Origin of the sequence: Streptococcus sp. AS14, from assembly GCF_000286495.1 — a bacterium.
Classification (GTDB): domain Bacteria; phylum Bacillota; class Bacilli; order Lactobacillales; family Streptococcaceae; genus Streptococcus; species Streptococcus sanguinis_P.
The window spans coordinates 66,589-83,731 of sequence record NZ_ALKI01000018.1 but is presented as its reverse complement, the minus strand read 5'-3'; the positions used below and the strand labels follow the sequence as shown (position 1 = coordinate 83,731).

The following is a 17,143-nucleotide window of genomic DNA, read 5'->3' as shown; positions in this document are numbered from 1 at the left end:
CTTTCAACGAATATCATTGATAAAATTTTATATCTTTACCTATTTTAACATATTTCTAGAATTTAAGCGGATGAATGCTAAAGTGATCTTCTCTACCTCAAGAGTAAAAAAAGCCCTATTGGGCCTTTTTAACTTTATCTTACTTGTTCAAAATGCAGATGCACAGCGATATGATCTCCATAGCCGTTGCGCTCTAAATCGCGCTGCAAGCGATAGGAGATATAATGCTCTGCAATGGTAATATAACCTGCACCCAAGAGGCGGCTTTCAACCATGGATTGGATCATGCTAATCGTCGCACGTTCAACCTTAGCTTCTTCCAAATCCAGAGCGACTTTCTTTGTAACCTGCGCTAAATTCTGACGCAAATCATCTGTCAACACATAGACAGTCTGCGCTGCCTTTAAAACCGCTTGATAGATTTTATCTGGGTCAAATTCTACAACCTCACCACTCCGTTTAATAACTTGCATAAAAAACTCCTTTTATATTATATATTTCTAATCTAATGTATGTCTCTAACATGACTGCTGCCAGTCCAGTTGTCTATAGTCTGCTCCAAAAGAAATCTCAAAGTCAGACCATACCTTTACATTATATAATTTTTTCCAATATTTTTCAAAGGATGCTTCCATTTTTTTAGCCTTAAAAGACCATATGAAAAAGGACCGCTCTGGGCAATCCTTTCTAGAAATATTTCTTTCAGTTTTATCAATCAATAATCTGGTCTCAGGACACCTTTAACCGTCTCTTTGGTTGCTTGATAGTCGCCATCTACCACGACCTTGATAATGCGTTTGGCATCTTCTTCGGGCGCAGGCACAAGCGGTAAGCGAGTTGGGCCTGCCGCAAAGCCCAAGTAATTAAGGACTGCCTTGACAGGGGCAGGGCTTGGGTAAGAGAAAAGAGCATTGACTTTAGGGATGAATTTCCGTTGGATAGCTGCTGCTTTTTTGATGTCATTGTGCTCAATAGCATCCAGCATTGCAAACATTTCATCACCGTTTGTGTGAGAAGCAACTGAAATAACTCCATCAGCCCCCAGATTCATAGCATGAAAGGCATCACCATCCTCACCAGTGTAAATCAGAAACCCCTCTGGACGATGTTCGATCAGATAGGCCATATTCGCCAGACTGGTACATTCTTTAACGCCGATAATATTTGGATGTTCTGCTAATCTCAGCATAGTCTCAGGTGTCATCTCAACTACTACCCGGCCAGGTATATTGTAGATAATGATAGGCAGGTTTGAAGCATCCGCAATGGCTTTAAAGTGCTGATACATCCCTTCCTGAGAAGGTTTATTGTAATAGGGAACAATTGCCAGACCAGCCGCAAAACCACCAAATGCATCTACTTCTTTGACGAATTCGATAGAGTCGCGCGTTTCATTGGTACCAACACCCGCAATCAAAGGGACGCGCCCCTTGACAACCTTTTGAACAGCCGCAAATAATTCCAACTCTTCATCGTGAGTCAGGGTTGGACTTTCAGCAGTTGTTCCAGCCAGCAAAATCCCATCCGTATGATGCGCCAAAAGGTGCTCAATCAAGTCTGGAATAGCTTCAAAATTGATGGAACCATCTTCATGAAAAGGAGTAATAAAAGCTGTGATGATTTTACAGTTTTTCAGATCCGCATACGCCATAAACTTACCTCTCTTTATTATACGAAAAGAGGGTTGAAAGAACGATTATTCAACCCTGTACTGTCAAGTTTCCTTGGTCACTTTATTTTAATTCAAAAACAACTTCTGCTGTCGGACGAACTAAACCACGCTCATGCAGTGTCTCTGCGATTTGAACAGAATTCCAAGCTGCTCCTTTAAGAAGATTGTCTGAAACAACCCACATATGGATTCCTTTTTCTGCATCAAGATCCTTACGAATCCGGCCAACAAAGGTTTCTTTCTTACCAACCGCATTGATTGCTTGCGGATAAACCTGATGAGCTACATCATCTTCCAGAACAGCACCTGGAAAAGCTGCGATTGCTGCTTTTACCTGGTCAATAGGTGCAACTTCCTTAGTCTCGATGTAGACAGACTCTGAGTGAGCAGACAAAATAGGAAGACGGACACATGTCGCAGAAACAGCAATAGAATCATCTTCCATGATTTTCTTCGTTTCCTTAGTCATCTTCATCTCTTCGTAAGTATAGTCGTTATCTGTAAAGACATCAATCTGAGGTAAGGCATTAAAGGCAATAGGATAATGTTTTTTATCGCCGCCACATGGTAGGATGTTGGCTTCTGCATCCTTAGGATTTACACCATCATTGAGAACAGAGCGTAATTGAGCTTGAGTTTCAAGAATGGCTCCCATACCTGCACCAGAAACAGCTTGATAGGTAGACACAATGATGCGCTCCAACCCCCATTGCTGACGAACAGGCTCTAAAGCTACCATCATCTGAATTGTCGAGCAGTTAGGGCAAGCGATAATTCCCTTGTGCTGATCTAAGGCATGGGCGTTGACTTCTGGAACAACCAGAGGAACATCAGGATTTTGACGGAAATAAGAGGTATTATCAACCACTACTGCTCCAGCTTTGACTGCGTAAGGAGCGTATTTTGCTGAGGTAGAACCACCAGCTGAGAAGAGAGCAATATCTACACCTTCAAAAGCTGTCTCGGTCGTCTCTTCGATAGTAATGTCTTGTCCCTTGAATTGGAGAACTTTTCCAGCTGAACGAGCAGACGCCAGATAGCGTATTTTATCAATTGGAAGGCTAGATTCTTCCAGCATTTTAATCATTTGAGATCCAACGGCACCAGTGGCACCTACTACAGCAACTGTATATCCCATGCGATAACCTCTCTGAATTTTCAAAAAATTTTGTATTGTTAGTATTATACTATTTTTAGGGAAAAATGCAAATGGTTCTAAAGAATAAATGTTTGATATTTTAGATAAACTGCATTTACGCACTGCTCTAGGACTCAACTGCCTTCTGCGAAGTTGTTTCATCAAGAGCAATAGCACTCACAACGTTGACCGTCTCAGTATCAATGTCTCTAAGCTCGGCTACGACTAACGATCTTGCCTGTCTAAGAAAGCTTTCAAGGTTTACAGTTTTTGTTCTTGCGAACAAAACTGCATCCACTGTTCTATGACTCAATTTCCTCCTGCGGACTCGTTTCGTCAAGAGCAATAGAAAATCCCCAATCCGTAGACTGGGGATAAGGGCACTTTCGTGTGATCAGCAGGTTCACACAACTGATCAAGATCCGCTCCTGCGTTATGACCTCCCATGCTTCAATTTGCAGAAAAACTGCATATCAACTCATCGCACGAGATATAGTTTACCTTATCTTTTTCCGTTTTGTCAAGGTATTTAATCTAAAATATAAACAAAAACTTGTCTATCCTTCCACTCCTGCCCTTCTTTTTGGAATTGTTTCCGTACTCCTTCAAGATAGAAATCAGCTTGCTCTAGTAATTTTTGCGAAGGGATGTTCTGTAGATCAACATGTGCTTCTAAACGATGAAATCCTAGTTCGCGACTAACTTTCTTGAGTTCTTCTAACATAGCTCTGGCGTAGCCCTGACGCCAAAATTGATTATGTATCGTATAACCTATTTCCGCCCATTGGAAATCGTCTCTAGCTAGCACAAATAAATTAACCATACCTACATGTTTTCCGCTTTTTGCATCGTAAATTCCCCAAATATACTGCTGATCTTTTTCTCGAAAATCGCGGTGCTTTGCCACCAAATCCGCAAACCAACTTTCTGTACAAATTGTCATATCTAAAAGCCCGTCATCAAACGGTGATTGGGATGGTAGTCTATTTGAAAATCCTTCCAGCCAAACTGAGTAATCCTTCTCTTCCAGATATTTTAAATAAACATGTTTCATAAATACTTACTTCCCTCTCGAATACTAAGCGCAGCCATTTTTGTCTGATGCCGTTCTATGAAATCTCTGACCCAGTCTGGATTGGTTTTAGAATAATCTCTCAGCGCCCAGCCGATAACCTTGTTAATGAAGAATTCTGATTTACCTAAATTATTCACTAAAATCTTTTCTAACAGTTCAGTATCAGTTTCCTCTTTTCGCAGTAGTTGATGGTCAATGGCCAAGCGCCGCAGCCAGATATCCTCATCACAACTCCAAGCTAAAATAATCTCTTTGGTTTCTGGGAATCGAGCAATGATTGATCCGACCAAGCGGTCCAAAAAGTCTATGGTATCCCACCAAGATTTTGTTTGAGCCAGCTTCTTCAAACGTGGCAAGTCAGATGGAGTCAATAGTTTCTTGCGACTTTCCAGATAATCTAGCGCAGCATACTGTAATTCTCGATAAGAATTACTCCAAGTTTCATTTATAAAATCCCAGTCAATAACGGAGTCAGTCTGCTGTTTGAAAAAAGCCTTTGTGAGCTTCCGTCTGGCCGGAGTCTTGACTCCTAGAAACTCAAATTTATTTTTCATATAGGCTTTCATAGCCACCGCATCATCTGGGTTAGCTACAGCTTTTAACTCTTTTTCTAATTCCTCTACATCCATAGTTTACTCCAGCAATTCACGGTCATAAATAGTGTAGTCACAGCGGTAAATCACGAGGCGCTTGCCGTCAATCAGCAATTCAGAGGTTTTAGGAGCATCTGACTTATCAAGAGAGACACGGTCTCCAGCATAGGCAGCCAGCGGAGTTCCGTTTTGAGAGCGAATCAGAATAACCTTTTTCTTTCCGGTAAAGTCGTTTTTAAAAGCTGAAATCATTCGATTTAAAACAGGGACAGAATGGCTATTCTCCTCAACATCTGCAGTCTTTTGATATTGAGCAAAGACATCTTTCAAGCCTTTTTCTTCTGCAATTAAGGAAGAGCCCACATGGTCAATCTCATACTTACCCAAGGTGATTTTGAGCACAGAAGAATCTTCCTTGGAATTTCCTTCCGCATCAACTGAATCAAACTCCTCGTTACGCGAGATGGATAGGGACTTGCCCGACATCTGGTCTATGAGTTGGGAATTCTCATCATAGGTGCGAACCGTCATCTCTAAACCAATCCATTCCTCTTTGGCATTTTTAAACCAATTTTCAACGGCCTGACAGCCGCTCAAAATCAAAAGGGCAATACTTAGAAGAATTATTAATAAATGTTTCTTTTTCATCATTTCCACTCCATTTCTTTTAAAAATTTAATTGGTCCAGCTTGCTTGTCTAAGGACTTTTGCAGCCAAACAATGTCATGCCAACGGTTAAATTTATAGCCAATTTTAGGGAAATGCGCCACCTGCTGATAGCCTCGCTTAGTATGAAAAGCAATGCTATCTTCGTTAGGCAGAGAAATACAGGCTAGAAAATGCATATATCCCATCTGATCTAACAGGTCTTCAAGTTCATCATAAAGCTTACTGCCGACTCCTTTTCCTCTAGCATCTTGACTGACATAGACGGATAATTCCACCGCCCAATCATAGGCTGCACGCGCATAATAAGTTGAAGCGTAGGCATAACCTAAGATAGCACCATCTTCTTCAGCTACCAAATAAGGATATTTTCCCAATGTTCTCTCAATCCTAGTTGCAAAAACCTCAATAGTCGGAACTTCATATTCAAAAGTAATGGCTGTATTTTCTACATAAGGCGCGTATATATCTAACAAAGATCTCGCATCTGATGGCTTAGCTAATCGGATATCCATAATCAGTCCATATTCTTCATATTTTCATTATTATACCAAAAAAAGCTCGTAAAGAGCCTTTTAAACCAAGATCAAAATAGACCAATCGCTGTGCCATCTGTCGCCACATCCATATTGAGTGCTGCAGGACGTTTTGGCAATCCTGGCATGGTCATGACATCTCCTGTCAAAGCCACAATAAAGCCTGCTCCAAGTTTTGGAACCAATTCACGAATGGTGATTTCAAAGTTTTCTGGCGCACCCAGAGCAGCAGGATTGTCTGAAAAACTATACTGTGTTTTGGCCATGCAGATTGGCAGCTTGTCCCAACCGTTTTTGACAATTTCGCTAATCTGAGTCTGCGCTTTTTTCTCAAAGTTCACCTTTGAACCACGATAGATTTCTGTGACAATTTTCTCTATTTTTTCTTCAATAGAGAGGTCATTGTCATAGAGGCGAGTGTAATGCGCTGGTTTTTCGTCAATAGTTTTGACAACAGTTTCAGCTAGAGCTACACCACCTTGAGCGCCATCAGCCCATACACTAGCAAGCTCAACGGGTACCTTAATTTCTGCACAAAGTTCCTTAAGAGCAGCAATTTCAGCTTCCGTGTCAGATACAAATTCATTGATGGCCACTACTACTGGGATACCGAACTTGCGGATATTTTCAACGTGACGTTTGAGATTGGCAAAGCCAGCTCGTACCGCCTCAATATTCTCTTCTGTAAGTGCATCCTTAGCTACTCCACCATTCATCTTGAGGGCGCGCAAGGTTGCAACGATTACGACTGCATCTGGAGAAGTCGGTAAGTTTGGAGTTTTAATATCTAAGAATTTCTCAGCACCAAGGTCCGCACCAAACCCTGCTTCAGTCACCGTATAATCAGCCAAGCGCAGCGCTGTACTAGTCGCTAAGACAGAATTACATCCGTGGGCGATATTGGCAAAAGGACCGCCATGAACAAAGGCTGGTGTCCCGTAAATAGTCTGAACTAGATTTGGCTTAATCGCATCTTTCAAGACTAAAGCCAAGGCTCCTTCTACCTCAAGGTCACGAACATAGACTGGTGAGCGGTCATAGCGATAACCGATGACAATGTTAGCCAAGCGCTTTTTCAAATCTTCAATATCCGTAGCTAGGCAAAGAATCGCCATAATTTCAGATGCAACCGTAATGTCAAAACCATCTTCTCGCGGAATACCATTAACTGGACTTCCTAAGCCAACGGTCACATGGCGAAGAGCTCGGTCATTTAGGTCAACCACCCGCTTCCAGATAATGCGGCGTTGATCGATTCCCAGTGCATTTCCCTGATGAAGATGATTATCGATAAGAGCTGACAGGGCATTATTGGCTGTCGTGATGGCATGCATATCACCAGTAAAATGCAAGTTAATGTCTTCCATCGGTAGAACCTGCGCGTGACCACCACCAGCTGCGCCTCCTTTTATACCCATCACAGGCCCTAGAGATGGTTCCCGGATAGCAATCATAGTTTTCTTGCCAATTTTATTGAGCGCATCTGCTAGTCCAATGGTAATGGTAGACTTTCCTTCTCCAGCAGGTGTCGGATTGATTGCCGTTACCAAAATCAGTTTACCAACAGGATTTTTTTCAACCTCACGAATTTTATTAAAGCTAAGCTTAGCCTTATACTTACCATATAGTTCTAAGTCGTCATAGTCGATGTCGACTTTTTTCACCACATCCACAATAGGCTGCAATTCAACACTTTGAGCAATTTCAATATCTGTTTTCATCAAGAACTCCTCTGTCAATTAATATAAAGATTATAACAAAAAAGAGCAAAATCAACATGATTAAGCTCTAAAAATATTTTAATGTTCGGGAAAAACAAAAAATTAGAAATTCCTGTCCTCTGAAATATAAGATTTTAGAGAAATTTTTCCGCTGTGACACTCTGCAATTAGAATTATTTTACTAAATTTCTTTTTTCTTGTAAAATAGTGCTATGAACATATTGATTACTTCTGGCGGGACCAGCGAGAAAATCGACCGTGTCCGCTCTATTACCAATCATTCGACAGGCTGGCTTGGCAAAATCATAACTGAAACTTTCCTAGACAAGGGCGATCAGGTGACTCTGGTGACGACTCCCACGGCTGTTCTCCCTGCTGCTCACCCCAATCTTACCATTATCCAGATTGAAAATGTTGCAGAACTGCTTGAAAACTTGGAGCCGCTCGTTCACACACATGATGCATTGATTCATGCAATGGCTGTCTCAGACTACACACCCGTCTACATGACTGGTTTGGAAGCTGTAGCAGCTAGCTCTGACATGACTGAATTTCTGAATAAGACTAACTCAGAAAGTAAGATTTCTTCTCAGGATGATGTTCAAGTCCTTTTTCTCAAAAAGACTCCGAAAATCATCAGTCTGGTAAAAAAATGGAAGCCAGATATTCGCTTGATTGGCTTCAAACTCTTGGTTGATGTTTCTAAGGAAGAGTTATTCAAGACCGCAAGAGCCACTCTCATAAAAAATCAGGCAGAAATCATTGTCGCCAATGATTTGACAGAGATTTCTAGTAAGGAGCACAAAGCCTATCTTGTCGGAAAAGAAACTGTGACTCAAGCTCAATCCAAAGAAGAAATTGCTCAGCTCCTCTACCTGCATATCCATAGTCCATAAGGAGGTAAATGATGACACAGATTACCTTAGCCGTCAGCGGCAGCATATCAGCTTACAAGGCTGCTGACATCACTAGCCGTCTAAAGAAAGAGAATTTTGAAGTTGCTGTCCTCATGACAGATGCTGCAACAGAATTTATCACACCGCTGACCCTGCAGGTCTTGTCACAAAGACCAGTTGCCATTGATATTATGCAAGAACCTGACCCTAGCAAGGTCAATCACATTGATATCGCTAAAGAGTCTGACCTCTTTCTGCTTGCGCCTGCAACAGCCAATTCCATCGCTAAACTAGCCAACGGTTTAGCTGATAATATGGTGACTGCTACTGCTCTGGCTCTGCCGCCTCATACCAAGAAAGTTTTGGCTCCAGCTATGAACACTAAGATGTTTGAAAATCCACTAACCCAGCACAATTTGGAGCATCTGCAGCTTTTTGGATGGAAGATTATCCAACCGCGCGAAGCTGTTCTAGCCTGTGGCGATCAGGGGACAGGTGCTCTAGCTGAAATTGATACAATTATTGATACAGTAAAGGAACTTATTTATGAAAAAACAATCTAAAATTGCTCAAATTGCTATTTTCTTTGCCATTATGTTGGTACTGCACCTGCTCAGCTCAGTCATTTTCAACTTACTTCCAGTACCGATTAAACCTACGATTATTCACATTCCAGTGATTATCGCCAGTATCCTCTATGGCCCTAAAGTCGGAGCTGTTCTAGGTGGCCTCATGGGATGTATCAGCGTTGTTACCAATACCTTGGTGCTGCTGCCAACCAGCTATCTCTTTAGTCCTTTTGTACCAAATGGAAGCCTTTCTTCGCTTCTTGTTGCAATGGTGCCTCGCATTCTCATCGGTATCACTCCTTATTTCGTATATAAAGCAATGAAAAATAAAGCCGGCTTGATTCTAGCAGGCTCCGTTGGTTCTGCCACTAATACCATCTTCGTCTTGGGCGGTATCTTCTTTCTCTTTGCAAATGTATACCAAGGTGATATCAAAGCACTTCTGGCTGTGATTCTATCAGCAAATTCCATTGCCGAGTTAATCATTTCTGCGATTTTGACAGCAACTATCATTCCTGCGCTTGAAAAAGCCAAAAAATGATGATGAGTTAGTTTTCTGGACCAAGCCTTGCTTTGGTCTTTTTTATACTGCAATTCTGCTCTAATATTCTGAAATCCTTGAAACGATAGCTTGAAAAGTATTTCATCGTTTTCTAGGTAACCTCTTTCAAAATTAATGAAAATATGCTACAATGAAAGCGATTAAGAAAATTTAAGAGCAGGATTTTTTACTAAAATTTCCATCTCTTCATTTCAAAAATAAAGGAGACTCCACCTATGACTTATCAAGATAACTTCAAAAAATGGCTTGATTATGCTGAACTTCCTGACTATCTTCGTCAAGACTTGAACAGTATGGACGAAAAAACTAAGGAAGATGCCTTTTACACCAATCTTGAGTTTGGTACTGCTGGTATGCGTGGTTTGATAGGCGCTGGTACCAACCGTATTAATATTTATGTTGTCCGTCAGGCAACTGAAGGTTTGGCTCGCTTGATTGAAGAAAAAGGTGATGAGTTCAAAAAACGCGGTGTCGCGATTGCTTACGACTCCCGTCATTTCTCACCAGAATTTGCCTTTGAATCTGCTGCTGTTTTAGCTAAGCACGGCATCAAGTCCTATGTCTTTGAAAGTCTGCGCCCAACTCCAGAACTTTCATTTGCGGTACGTCATTTAGGAACTTTTGCTGGTATCATGATTACAGCCAGCCACAACCCTGCTCCATTTAATGGCTACAAGGTATATGGTGAAGACGGCGGACAAATGCCTCCGCATGATGCGGATGCATTGACTGACTACATCCGTGCTATTGAAAATCCTTTTGCTATTGAGGTCGCTGATGTTGAAGCTGAAAAAGCTTCTGGCTTGATTGAAGTGATTGGCGATGCTATTGATGCTGAATACCTCAAGGAAGTTAAAGATGTCAATATCAACCAAAAACTGATTGATGAATACGGTAAGGACATGAAGATTGTCTACACTCCTCTGCACGGTACTGGTGAAATGTTGGCTCGTCGCGCTTTGGCTCAAGCTGGATTTGATTCTGTAGAAGTTGTTGAAGCTCAAGCTGTAGCTGATCCTGACTTCTCTACTGTTAAGTCTCCAAACCCTGAAAGCCAAGCAGCCTTTTCCTTGGCTGAGGAATTAGGCCGTAAGGTTGGTGCAGATGTCTTGGTTGCAACTGACCCAGATGCTGACCGTGTCGGTGTAGAAGTTCTACAAAAAGACGGTAGCTATCTCAATCTTTCAGGTAACCAAATCGGAGCTATCATGGCTAAATACATCTTGGAAGCTCATAAGAACGCTGGAACTCTGCCAGCTAACGCTGCTCTCTGCAAGTCTATCGTTTCTACTGACCTGGTGACTAAGATTGCTGAAAGCTATGGCGCAACCATGTTCAATGTCTTGACTGGTTTCAAATTTATCGCTGAAAAGATTCAAGAATTCGAAGAAAAACACAACCACACCTACATGATGGGATTTGAAGAAAGCTTCGGCTATCTGATTAAGCCATTTGTACGTGATAAAGACGCTATCCAAGCTGTTTTGGTCGTGGCTGAGCTTGCTGCCTACTACCGCTCACGTGGCTTGACTCTGGCTGACGGTATTGAAGAAATCTACAAAGAGTATGGTTACTTTGCTGAAAAGACTATCTCTGTGACCTTGTCTGGTGTTGATGGAGCTGAGCAAATCAAGGCTATCATGGCTAAGTTCCGTGACAATGGTCCAAAAGATTTCAACGCTACTGCTATTTCTGTTACTGAAGACTTTAAGGCGCAGACTTCTACCGCTGCTGATGGTACTGTTACAGCTCTGACAACTCCTCCAAGCGATGTGCTGAAATACACCTTGGCTGACGGTTCTTGGATTGCTGTCCGCCCATCTGGAACAGAACCAAAAATCAAGTTCTACATTGCCGTTGTCGGTGATAGTAATGAAGATGCTCAAGCAAAAATTGCTGCTATTGAAGCAGAGATTAATGCCTTTATCAAGTAAAATAACACTATCAACCAATCAACCAGAGGATGAATTTCACATTCTCTGGTTTTTCGTTTCCAAATCAAGCATTTTTCTGCTTTTTATGGCATACTAGTTTTATCAAAAGAAATGAGGATCATTTATGGAACAATTTGCTCAAAATATTAAAGACCTAGAAATTACAACTGTTGACCGTGCTCGTCAAGCGATTGCTGACAAAGAGACTGCAACTTTCTTCGTCGGTCGCAAAACTTGCCCTTACTGCCGTAAATTCGCTGCTACTCTTGCTGGCGTTGTCGCTGACACTAAGGCACATATTTTCTTTATCAATAGCGAAGAAGCCAGCGAATTAGAGAAACTGCAAACCTTCCGCTCTGAATATAGCATTCCGACGGTTCCTGGTTTTGTTCATGTTCAAGACGGCCAAGTCTCTGTTCGTTGTGATTCTTCTATGACTGCAGATGAGATTAAAGCTTTTGCAAACTTATAAAATTGATTCAATTCAAAAATCTGAGACAAAAAGGGTCTCAGATTTTTTATTAATTTCTAACTTTCTGAAAAGCCTCCCACATCTTCTGCTGGGGTTTGGCAAAGGGGTAATTGCCAAAGTCTTCTGGATGAAGCCACAAGACCTCTCCCTCCGCTGCGTGCTGGCTATCTTTAACTCGGCCATAAGCCAGCTGGATATGCCACTTGCGATGGCTGAAAACATGTTGCACTTTTGAAAAGGGCTGCTGCTGCCAGTCAACAATCAAATCATAATCCTGCTCAAAGCTTTCTTGAGGTGACAAGTCAAGACTGGGCTGATTTTCTGCCACCTCAAAGAGGGACATCTGATTTTCAGTTTGAAATTCCTCGATTTCAATCAATGGAAAATGCCAAAAACCTGATAACAAGCCAGCAGCCTCATTCTTTTCAAGCAAAAATTGTCCCTGATCGTTTTCGATAATCAAGCCTTGCAGATAGACTGGAACTGGCTTCTTTTTAGGTGCTTTAATTGGATATTTATCCATTGTTCCGTGTAAATAGGCTGCGCTGAACTCTTTTACAGGACTGTCTTCTGGACGAGGATTAACAGGAGCTTCGATATCTGACCCCAGATCCATCAGTGCCTGATTGAAATCTCCAGGTCTGTCTGGATCAATCAGAATCTCCATCATATCCTGAAATACCTTTCGATTGCTGGGGTGACCGATATCTAAATCAACTTCAAACAATCGACTCAGCACCCGCATGACATTGCCATCCACCGCGGGCTCAGCTAGACCAAAGGCGATACTAGCAATGGCGCCAGCCGTATAAGGCCCAATTCCTTTGAGGCTAGCAATTCCTTCATAGCTATCAGGAAATTTTCCAGCGAAATCTGTCATTATCTGCTGGGCTGCTTTTTGCATATTTCGCACCCGCGAATAATAACCCAACCCTTCCCAAGCCTTGAGCAGTCTATCCTCTGGCGCCTGTGCTAAGTCAGCTACTGTCGGGAACCAGTCTAGAAAACTTTCATAGTAAGGAATCACCGTATCTACCCGAGTCTGTTGCAGCATAATCTCGGAAACCCAGATATGATAAGGATTATTTGTTCTGCGCCAAGGCAGGTCACGTTTATTTTCATCATACCAAGTTAATAATTTCTCTCTAAAAGAGGCAATTTTATCTACCTCCCACATCTCAATTCCGTATTCTTTCAAATCTAACATAAATCTAGTATAGCATAAGGCAAGAAAAATTGAAGAGCTTATGCCCTCCAATTGTTTCTTATCGTTTAATAATGACCGACAGCCTGACTGGCTGTAATCAAAGTCAGCTTATAAACATCATCCGCATTACATCCTCGGGAAAGGTCATTAACTGGATGGTTAAGGCCCTGCAGGATAGGTCCTACTGCTGAAAAGCCACCCAAACGCTCTGCCATCTTGTAGCTGATATTACCAGCCTCAATACTTGGGAAGACAAAGACGGTCGCTTGACCAGCCACCGGGCTGCCAGGTGCTTTCAGCTCTGCTGTTGCAGGAACGAAAGCTGCATCAAACTGCAATTCACCATCGATAACCAAGTCTGGACGCATTTCCCGAGCTAGCTTAGTTGCCTCTACTACCTTATCAACCTTTTCTCCGAAACCAGAGCCCTTGGTCGAATAGCTGAGCATAGCAACTTTAGGATCGATACCGAAAATCTGCGCTGTTAGGGCTGAGTTAACAGCAATCTCTGCCAAGATATTGGCATCTGGATCGATATTGATGGCACAGTCACTGAAAATGTAGCGTTCGTCATCACGCACCATAAGGAAGGCTCCGGAAGTGCGAGAAACCCAAGGCAGAGTCTTGATAATTTGTAGAGCCGGCCGAACAGTCGCTGCAGTGGAGTGAATCGCGCCAGATACCATTCCTTGGACTTTACCAAGATAAACCAACATGACACCAAAGTAGTTGACGTCTTCTTTGAGCAACTGGCGTGCTTCGTCTGCTGTGATTTTCCCTTTACGACGCTCAACAAAAGCTTCTACCATTTCCTCAAAGCAAGAACAGTTTGAAGGATCAATAACCTGATACCCTTCTTTTATTCCTTCAATTTCTAGATAAATACGGATTTTATCAGGATTACCCAAAAGAACTGGTGTAATACTGGTTTCTTTTACCAATAGTTTAGTCGCCTGCAGAATACGCGGTTCTTCCCCCTCTGGCAAGACAATCTTTACTTCCTTATCCTTCAAGGCTTCACGAATTGAGTCAAAAATTTTCATGCTTCTTAACACTCCTTTATCTATTTAGCTTTTAATTTCTCGATAACTTGTTTAAAATCTTCCGGCAAAGGACTTGCACGATCAACTTCCTGTCCGCTAAAAGGATTATAAAATTTCAAAGAATGACAATGTAAAGCCTGACGCTCTATTCTGTGCTCCAAACTCCCTCCATAAAGGTCATCACCCAAAAGCGGAAAGCCAATATGTGAAAAGTGAACGCGGATCTGATGAGTCCGCCCGGTATGCAGATGAATATCAACCAAATAGACATCTCCAAATCGCTCTATGACCTTGTAACTGGTATGGGCATACTTGCCATTCTTTGTCACGAGCCTTGTAATGATACTCTCAGGGTTTCGCCCAATCGGAGCAATAATCTCGCCTTGTTCTTCTAAGAGTCCACTACCCCTAACCAGAGCGTAATAGCGTTTTTCTATCAGCTTTTTCTGCAGCTGCTTGTCCAATCTAGCATGAGCATAGCCATGCTTGGCAAAGAGCATGAGCCCACTTGTATCCTTATCCAGACGCGTCACGATATGCACCTGCTGGTTTTCATAGCCCTGACGAATATAGTAAGCCTTGACGAAATTAGCCATAGTATTGGAATGGTTAACACTGGGAATGCTGGCCACCCCTGCCGGCTTATCCAAAATCAAGAAATGCTCATCTTCATAGATGACAGACAAGTCCTTATCAACAGCCTTCAGACTTTCAAATCCCTTTTCAGACGGGATATCAATCGTTACCCTATCGCCAATATCCAAGAGAAAAACAGCGTTCTTAGGCTGATGATTGACGAGAATGTTTCCGCCGGAAAATTTTATCTTAGCCAAGAGGCCTTTGGAAATCTCATGCCGCTTCAAAAAAGTCTTCACCTTGACATGTTCGTCGGCAATAAACTCAAACCTCATTCCTGGCACTCTCCAATAAAGGAGTCTCTGACACGATTCCAAAAGCTGGTATGGCTTGGCGAAGCCACAAAATGTATCTTATGATTGTCAATCTGATACTCAATGCGGACAATATTTTTGAAAGAGAAAGTCTGATTATCAACCGCGATAGTGTGATAGTCACTGCGGGTCGGCACTAACTCAATCTTATCCTTTTTGGGAACAATGACCGATGAGCCCAACGTCCGATAAACCCGATTGTTGAGACTGGCAATTTCTGTTACTTGCAAGGCTTCGATTGTCGGATGCAATACGGCTCCGCCCAGAGATTTGTTATAGGCTGTACTGCCAGTCGGAGTCGAAACGGAAATCCCATCTCCTCGGAAACGCTCGAAATGAACCCGATTGATAATGACATCGGCTACCATAGTCCGATCCGAGCGCTTGATTGTTGCTTCGTTCAAAGCACGAATGATGCGTGTATCACCATTTTCAAAAGTAATTTTGACATTTAAAATTGGATAAGAAACCTGAGCACCGGAATCTAATTTGAGATTTTCTACCAGCTTATCTAGTTCAAAATCACGGTAGTCCGTATAGAATCCGAGATGTCCTGTATGCACACCGACAAAGCGGACCCGATCCAGCTGTTCTTCATACATATGAAAAGCCGACAACAACATGCCGTCACCACCTACCGAAATCACGATGTCGGGATTCTTAGGAGTTAAAATAAAGCCGCTCTGTTTCAGCTTCTGCTTCAAATCCTGATAAACTTGTTCACTCTGTCTTTTCCGATTGCGTATAATCGCTATTTTTTTATCTGTATTCTTCATCTGTATCATCACTATTTCCCACACCGTCATTTAACTTGCGGTGAAGAGGGTCAAAGAGGGCCTGAGCCTCCTGGATAGCGTCACGGATAGCACCCATCTCCTCGTCCAGCTGATAAGCAAGATTAGCTGTGGTTTCCAAGCGGCATTTGATTTCCTCGGGAAATTCTCCTTTATACTTGTAATTCAAAGAATGCTCAATCGTAGCCCAAAAATTCATCGAAAGGGTGCGAATCTGAATTTCAGCCAGAATAAGCCTATGACCATTAATCGTATCAACTGGATACTCTATGATTACATGATAGCTCCGATAGCCACTGGCTTTTTTGTTTTTGATGTAATCTCGCTCCTGGACAATGCGCATATCGGTCCGGTTTCGCAGGACTTCTAAAACTTCATCCACATCATCGACAAATTGGACCATAACTCGTAAGCCAGCGATATCCTGCATCTCCTGCTCGATATTTTCCTCGCGAATGCCTCGCAGAATCATCTTTTCTTTAATGCTCTCAATCGGCTTGACACGCCCGGTCACAAACTCAATCGGGGAATGACGCTGCTGCTTGCGGTATTGCTTTCGCACTCCACGCAACTTAATTTTCAGCTCTCCAACCGCTTGAATATAGGGGTCTAAAAACTCTTCCCATTCTATTGTCATACACTTACCTTGTCATATCATTATTTTTTGTATAAAATAAACACAACTGTTATTATAACATAAATCGCTTTCAAAAAAAAGAAAAGGATATGAAAATGAATCACTTAGAAATTGAATTCAAAACCATGCTGACAAAAGAAGAGCACGACCGTTTGCTCCAGTTGTTTGCAGACATCACTCCCGTTTACCAGACCAACTACTATATCGAGTCAGACCAGCAGAGTATCCGACACGCTCACATGGCTTTTCGAGTACGGACTTTTAACCATCGCGAAGCAGAGCTGACGCTCAAGATTCCTCAAGAAGTCGGAGCCTTGGAACTCAATCAGAACTTGACACCAGAAGAAACTGAAAATATTTTGCAGAACAATGAATTTCCTACGGGAGAGCTTTTAGAGACGCTGCTTCAAAAAGGACTTCCCGTTCAAGACTTTAAAGTTTTAGGCTCTCTAGAGACTATCCGCTATGAAAAAGAAGACGAAATCGGTCTGCTTGCTCTGGATGAGAGTCACTACTTGGGCAAAACAGACTTCGAACTCGAAGTCGAAGTTGAAGATTTCGAAAAAGGAAAAGAAAATTTCCTCAACTTCCTAAAACAGCACTGCATCGACTACAAACCTAGTAAGAGCAAGATAGCAAGATTTTCTGAAAACTTGTAAATCAACGACCACAAAATAG

Annotated in this window: 20 protein-coding genes; 6 read left to right on the top strand and 14 right to left on the bottom strand. The window is 42.1% G+C overall.

Going from position 1 to position 17,143, the window contains the following annotated elements; translation table 11 throughout:
- Positions 1-134 precede the first annotated feature (134 nt).
- The 9 genes from HMPREF1150_RS01580 to HMPREF1150_RS01615 form a co-directional block, all read right to left on the bottom strand.
- The gene (locus tag HMPREF1150_RS01580) at positions 135-473 is read right to left on the bottom strand and encodes an ATP cone domain-containing protein (protein WP_002909723.1); all 339 of its coding nucleotides are present in this window, start codon (positions 471-473) and stop codon (positions 135-137) included.
- Positions 474-715: 242 nt separating this feature from the next.
- Positions 716-1,651 (bottom strand): 4-hydroxy-tetrahydrodipicolinate synthase, encoded by a 936-nt coding sequence (dapA, locus tag HMPREF1150_RS01585; protein ID WP_009660393.1) that lies wholly within the window; start codon positions 1,649-1,651, stop codon positions 716-718.
- 82 nt (positions 1,652-1,733) lie between these two features.
- Positions 1,734-2,810, bottom strand: a complete 1,077-nt coding sequence (locus tag HMPREF1150_RS01590; RefSeq protein WP_009660479.1) for an aspartate-semialdehyde dehydrogenase — start codon at positions 2,808-2,810, stop codon at positions 1,734-1,736.
- 127 nt (positions 2,811-2,937) lie between these two features.
- A complete protein-coding gene (locus HMPREF1150_RS12180; RefSeq protein ID WP_198002708.1) occupies positions 2,938-3,096 on the bottom strand; it encodes a hypothetical protein in 159 nt (52 codons plus the stop codon).
- A gap of 243 nt (positions 3,097-3,339) precedes the next feature.
- Positions 3,340-3,864, bottom strand: coding sequence for a GNAT family N-acetyltransferase (locus HMPREF1150_RS01595; RefSeq protein ID WP_009660315.1), 525 nt, complete (start codon positions 3,862-3,864; stop codon positions 3,340-3,342).
- Positions 3,861-4,514 (bottom strand): DNA alkylation repair protein, encoded by a 654-nt coding sequence (locus HMPREF1150_RS01600; protein WP_009660391.1) that lies wholly within the window; start codon positions 4,512-4,514, stop codon positions 3,861-3,863. The genes HMPREF1150_RS01595 and HMPREF1150_RS01600 overlap by 4 nt, the downstream gene beginning before the upstream one ends.
- A 3-nt stretch (positions 4,515-4,517) precedes the next feature.
- Complete coding sequence (locus HMPREF1150_RS01605; protein ID WP_009660412.1) at positions 4,518-5,129, bottom strand: DUF5052 family protein; 612 nt, start codon at positions 5,127-5,129, stop codon at positions 4,518-4,520.
- Positions 5,126-5,659 (bottom strand): GNAT family N-acetyltransferase, encoded by a 534-nt coding sequence (locus HMPREF1150_RS01610; RefSeq protein WP_009660504.1) that lies wholly within the window; start codon positions 5,657-5,659, stop codon positions 5,126-5,128. The genes HMPREF1150_RS01605 and HMPREF1150_RS01610 overlap by 4 nt, the downstream gene beginning before the upstream one ends.
- Positions 5,660-5,730: 71 nt before the next feature.
- A complete protein-coding gene (locus tag HMPREF1150_RS01615) occupies positions 5,731-7,401 on the bottom strand; it encodes a formate--tetrahydrofolate ligase (protein WP_009660323.1) in 1,671 nt (556 codons plus the stop codon).
- A 212-nt stretch (positions 7,402-7,613) separates the two neighbouring features.
- Here HMPREF1150_RS01615 and HMPREF1150_RS01620 point away from each other — a divergent pair, with 212 nt between their 5' ends.
- The 5 genes from HMPREF1150_RS01620 (at position 7,614) to HMPREF1150_RS01640 (ending at position 11,834) form a co-directional block, all read left to right on the top strand.
- Positions 7,614-8,297, top strand: coding sequence for a phosphopantothenate--cysteine ligase (locus HMPREF1150_RS01620; RefSeq protein WP_009660397.1), 684 nt, complete (start codon positions 7,614-7,616; stop codon positions 8,295-8,297).
- Positions 8,298-8,308: 11 nt separating this feature from the next.
- Positions 8,309-8,860, top strand: a complete 552-nt coding sequence (gene coaC / locus HMPREF1150_RS01625; RefSeq protein WP_009660446.1) for a phosphopantothenoylcysteine decarboxylase — start codon at positions 8,309-8,311, stop codon at positions 8,858-8,860.
- The gene (locus HMPREF1150_RS01630; RefSeq protein WP_009660390.1) at positions 8,844-9,407 is read left to right on the top strand and encodes an ECF transporter S component; all 564 of its coding nucleotides are present in this window, start codon (positions 8,844-8,846) and stop codon (positions 9,405-9,407) included. The genes coaC and HMPREF1150_RS01630 overlap by 17 nt, the downstream gene beginning before the upstream one ends.
- A 236-nt stretch (positions 9,408-9,643) precedes the next feature.
- Positions 9,644-11,362 (top strand): phospho-sugar mutase, encoded by a 1,719-nt coding sequence (locus HMPREF1150_RS01635; RefSeq protein WP_009660464.1) that lies wholly within the window; start codon positions 9,644-9,646, stop codon positions 11,360-11,362.
- Positions 11,363-11,486: 124 nt separating this feature from the next.
- Positions 11,487-11,834, top strand: a complete 348-nt coding sequence (locus HMPREF1150_RS01640; RefSeq protein ID WP_009660487.1) for a thiol reductase thioredoxin — start codon at positions 11,487-11,489, stop codon at positions 11,832-11,834.
- 49 nt (positions 11,835-11,883) lie between these two features.
- Here the strand turns inward: HMPREF1150_RS01640 and mutY are convergent, their stop codons facing one another.
- The 5 genes from mutY to HMPREF1150_RS01665 all read right to left on the bottom strand — a co-directional run bounded on the left by mutY (position 11,884) and on the right by HMPREF1150_RS01665 (position 16,465).
- Positions 11,884-13,041 carry an A/G-specific adenine glycosylase gene (mutY, locus tag HMPREF1150_RS01645; RefSeq protein ID WP_009660366.1) on the bottom strand — a complete coding sequence of 386 codons (1,158 nt, stop codon included), beginning with the start codon at positions 13,039-13,041 and terminating at the stop codon, positions 11,884-11,886.
- Positions 13,042-13,106: 65 nt separating this feature from the next.
- The gene (pta, locus tag HMPREF1150_RS01650; protein ID WP_009660434.1) at positions 13,107-14,084 is read right to left on the bottom strand and encodes a phosphate acetyltransferase; all 978 of its coding nucleotides are present in this window, start codon (positions 14,082-14,084) and stop codon (positions 13,107-13,109) included.
- 20 nt (positions 14,085-14,104) lie between these two features.
- Positions 14,105-14,995, bottom strand: coding sequence for an RluA family pseudouridine synthase (locus HMPREF1150_RS01655; RefSeq protein WP_009660520.1), 891 nt, complete (start codon positions 14,993-14,995; stop codon positions 14,105-14,107).
- On the bottom strand, positions 14,992-15,819 hold the full coding sequence (locus HMPREF1150_RS01660) for an NAD kinase (RefSeq protein WP_009660300.1): 828 nt from the start codon (positions 15,817-15,819) through the stop codon (positions 14,992-14,994). Before HMPREF1150_RS01660 ends, HMPREF1150_RS01655 begins: the two co-directional genes overlap by 4 nt.
- A complete protein-coding gene (locus HMPREF1150_RS01665) occupies positions 15,794-16,465 on the bottom strand; it encodes a GTP pyrophosphokinase family protein (RefSeq protein WP_002930530.1) in 672 nt (223 codons plus the stop codon). The genes HMPREF1150_RS01660 and HMPREF1150_RS01665 overlap by 26 nt, the downstream gene beginning before the upstream one ends.
- Before the next feature lie 95 nt (positions 16,466-16,560).
- Here HMPREF1150_RS01665 and HMPREF1150_RS01670 point away from each other — a divergent pair, with 95 nt between their 5' ends.
- Positions 16,561-17,124 (top strand): CYTH domain-containing protein, encoded by a 564-nt coding sequence (locus tag HMPREF1150_RS01670; protein WP_009660445.1) that lies wholly within the window; start codon positions 16,561-16,563, stop codon positions 17,122-17,124.
- The last annotated feature ends 19 nt before the right edge of the window (positions 17,125-17,143 follow it).